We start from the raw sequence: 2,898 nt of genomic DNA on the forward strand, positions 1-2,898 counted from the left end.
TGTTTATAGTAATCTAAAACTGGACCACGATAGTCATTGAAAAGTCCCCCACCTAGTCTATAATAACTCATGAAGAAATACATTTATTTCAACATGGGGAGACTGGAGCGATGATAGATTTGAACAAGAAACAAGATGTCTTACTAATGCATTTGAGGGAGGGAAGATCACAGAGAGAAATAGCTAGAGAGACCGGAATTGATCGAAAAACGGTAAGAAAATACATTAAAGAATATGAATCACAAAGGAGAGAACTGGAGAAGAGCGATTCCAGCATAGATTCCGGAGAATTAATCCAAGCAATTGTGGAAGCACCTAAATATAGCGTTGGTGAAAGACCAAAGCGAAAGCTGACAAAAGAAATGGAGGAGCGAATTAACGAGCTAATACAAGAAAATGAAGAAAAGTTAAGAAAGGGATTACGAAAGCAAATAAAGAAGCCTGTGGATATACATGAAGTGCTGGTAGAGGAGGGATTTGACATTAGTTATAGCACGGTCCTTCGTACTGTACGAAAACTCATGGAAAAAGCTAAAGAGGCATACATAAAAGGCGTTTATCTACCAGGCGATGTGTGTGAATTCGATTGGGGGGAAGTAAAGGTTAGTATTGATGGAAAGCGACGGGTACTTCAAATGGCTGTGTTCACATCTGCCTATGGTAATTACCGGATGGCGTACTTGTTTACCAAACAAAAAACAGAATGCTTTCAAGAAGCTCACGCTTTATTTTTTGATAAGGTAGGTGGCGTGTATAAAACCATGGTATATGACAATATGAAAGTAGCTGTCAAACGATTTGTGGGCATAGAAAAAGAACCAACTGAAGCTCTTTTAAAACTATCACTCTATTACACTTTTGATTATCGCTTCTGTAACATCCGAAGTGGTAATGAAAAAGGACATGTAGAACGAAGTGTCGAGTATATACGAAGAAAAGCCTTTGCGTTCAAGGATTCATTCCAAACATTGGAAGAGGCAAATCAATATCTCATGGAAGTTTGTGAAAGGATTAACCGGAAGCAGCAAACTGGAAAAGACTGTTCAGCAAATGAATTATTCATGGAGGAACAGCCACACCTTTTACAAGCACTTCCAGCCTTTGATGCAGCTCGAATAGCCAATGTGCGTGTGGATAAGTATTCAACGGTTGTAATTGACCAAAATCATTATTCTGTTCCGGATCATTTGGTTGACAAAGTTGTTAAGGCTAAAATCTATTCCAGCCGGATCAAATGCTTTTATGATGGAAAGAAAATCGCTGAACATCACCGTTTGACAGGTGTACATGATTGGAGGATTCAATTAGACCATTATTTAAGAACATTAAAGAAAAAGCCTGGTGCATTAGCCGGTAGTTTGGCCTTACAACAGGCAGATCAAAAGATCAAAAACATTTACAGCACTTATTATACCAAGAATCCAAAGGAATTTATAGAGTTGATTCATTATATACAGGAAGGTGCGAGTTTAGTAGAGATAGAAAACGGCATTGAAGAATTACGAAAAATCCATCCGTCCCATGTGACAACGGATAAAATTAAAATATTGTGTGCCAAGAATCAGGAAGCATCTTCTCTCGCCACCTTTGATAAAGAAGTGAGTGGCATCACCAATCATGCCAAGGAGCAGCTACGTGCGTATGATGAGCTATTTCAAACCAAATCACTCGGGAAGAAGGGAGAAATAGCATGAATAGGAAGAATTGGAGCGAAGAAGTGGTTCAATTCAGCAAAGAATTAAGATTGCCCATGATTCGGCAACATTTCGAGGAATACGTTAAAGATGCATCGGAAAGAGATGCAAGCTATGAAGAGTTTTTAGCTTTATTATTAGAAAAAGAAACCGATTCGAGACAGGAGGCCGCGAGGTATAACCGCATACGCCGGGCTGAATTCCCATATAAAAAGTATCTTGAGGATTTATCTGTATTGGATTTACCTGAAGATGCCCAAAAGAAATATAAGCGTCTAAAAACCCTTGATTTTATTAAAGAAGGGAGAAATGTCATTTTAGCTGGAAATCCAGGCACGGGAAAGACCCATATGAGTATTGGATTAGGAATTGAAGCATGTATGCAAGGCTATAAAGTATGGTTTACTACTGTACCATTATTGATCAACCGGATCAAAGAATGTCGATCTGAAAGGACGCTGCGTTCCTTCCAAAATCGCTTTGAAAAATATGATTTAGTGATAGCTGATGAAATGGGGTATATCTCATTTGATAAAGAAGGAGCTGAACTTTTATTTACCCACCTATCATTAAGGGCAGGCCAACAATCAACGATTATTACAACCAATCTTTCATTTGAACGCTGGGGAGAGATCTTCCAAGATCCCGTGATGACAGCAGCGATGATTGACCGGCTTACCTATCAGGCCTATATTGTCAATATGAATGGAAATTCTTATCGCATGAAAGAAACAAAACAATGGCTTGAAAATCAGCAATTGGTTTAATGACAAGCGAATATAAGGGGGTTTTTATGGGTGATATGACAATTGCGGAAGCAACCAGCTTGATACGTTCGCATGAAATAGAATGTGATGAAGCTACCGTGGAAGAATGGATAATCAATGGAGATTTAAAGGCAAGTAAATATAGTAAGGACTATTCAATAGTCGGATCAGACGTAATGGAATTCTTGATTGACCTTAGCCGTGTCGGAACTGCATATGAGAAAGGAATTGATGATAAAACCAAGATTAAACGCTTAGAAGAAGAAATCAAGGATTTAAATAGTGAAGTGGAAAAGTTGAAACGTAAAAAACAAAATCTTGAACTTCAATTGGGGATTATGCCATTTTAGTTATCATTTACTCCCCCGCTATAATGGAAATTTTTAGTGGGGGAATTTTAAATGACTAAGTGGGGGAAATTTCAGTTGACAATTACA

At 38.2% G+C, this 2,898-nt stretch carries 3 protein-coding genes; all 3 read left to right on the forward strand.

The features are described 5' to 3' along the window. Window positions 1–110 precede the first annotated feature (110 nt). Genes istA through ACW2QC_RS20065 form a run of 3 tightly spaced genes read left to right on the forward strand, consistent with a single transcriptional unit; the run spans window position 111 to window position 2,811 of the window. Window positions 111–1,694 carry an IS21 family transposase gene (istA, locus tag ACW2QC_RS20055; protein WP_457545696.1) on the forward strand — a complete coding sequence of 528 codons (1,584 nt, stop codon included), beginning with the start codon at window positions 111–113 and terminating at the stop codon, window positions 1,692–1,694. Then, window positions 1,691–2,461, forward strand: a complete 771-nt coding sequence (gene istB / locus ACW2QC_RS20060) for an IS21-like element helper ATPase IstB (RefSeq protein WP_457545697.1) — start codon at window positions 1,691–1,693, stop codon at window positions 2,459–2,461. The genes istA and istB overlap by 4 nt, the downstream gene beginning before the upstream one ends. 26 nt (window positions 2,462–2,487) lie before the next feature. Continuing rightward, the gene (locus ACW2QC_RS20065; protein WP_457545698.1) at window positions 2,488–2,811 is read left to right on the forward strand and encodes a hypothetical protein; all 324 of its coding nucleotides are present in this window, start codon (window positions 2,488–2,490) and stop codon (window positions 2,809–2,811) included. Window positions 2,812–2,898 lie beyond the last annotated feature (87 nt).

It is taken from the genome of Virgibacillus sp. FSP13, from assembly GCF_054048505.1.